Origin of the sequence: Pseudomonas sp. Sample_10 (genome assembly GCF_004321495.1) — a bacterium.
In the GTDB taxonomy this organism is placed as follows: Bacteria; Pseudomonadota; Gammaproteobacteria; order Pseudomonadales; family Pseudomonadaceae; genus Aquipseudomonas.
The window spans coordinates 1-739 of record NZ_RCOE01000191.1; the positions used below are offsets into that span (position 1 = coordinate 1).

Genomic DNA, 739 nt, shown 5'->3' on the forward strand with positions numbered 1-739 from the left:
GCAGGCCGCGACGTGCAACCTTGTCTTCGTAGGCCGGGCCGATGCCGCGACCGGTAGTGCCGATCTTCAGCTCGCCACGGGCCTTTTCACGGGCCTGGTCCAGCGCAACGTGGAAGGACAGGATCAGCGGGCAGGAAGGGCTGATGCGCAGGCGCTCACGCACCGGTACGCCTTTCTCTTCCAGCTTGTTGATTTCCCGCAGCAGGGCGTCAGGTGCAACCACCACGCCATTACCGATCAGGCACTGCACGCCTTCGCGCAGTACGCCCGACGGAATCAGGTGCAAGACAGTTTTTTCACCGTCGATCACCAGCGTGTGGCCAGCGTTGTGGCCACCCTGGTAGCGCACTACGGCGGCAGCATGTTCGGTCAGCAGATCAACGATCTTGCCTTTGCCCTCATCACCCCATTGGGTGCCCAGGACTACGACATTCTTACCCATAACACTTGTCCTCATTCGCGCAAACTTGGTGCCGGCGGCGGCCGGCAGGAAAACTCAAGAAGCCAGTGGCGATACTTGCCAAAGCCCGTTCTGCTGAATCAATTGCCGGTCGCAGTCCGCTTCACGGGCGGCGGCCAAAGGTTGTCCAGGCAAGGCCTGAACGACACGCTGACCCTCACTGCGCAACTGGCAAACCTGCTGCCAGAGTGCCGCATCCGTACTGTCAGGCATCCAGATACCGCCAGACGGTAGCTCGATCTCAGCACGCCCCAGGGTCACCAGGGTTTTCAAATCGGT

1 protein-coding gene and 1 pseudogene are annotated in these 739 nt (G+C 61.0%); both read right to left on the reverse strand.

Annotation, left to right across the window (positions count from 1 at the left end; translation table 11 throughout):
* The coding region (locus D8U18_RS18885) for an adenylosuccinate synthetase (protein WP_177435036.1) at window positions 1–442 on the reverse strand (442 nt) is incomplete at its 3' end.
* Window positions 443–496: 54 nt separating this feature from the next.
* Window positions 497–739, reverse strand: a pseudogene (gene hisZ, locus D8U18_RS18890) (ATP phosphoribosyltransferase regulatory subunit); the annotation flags it as partial.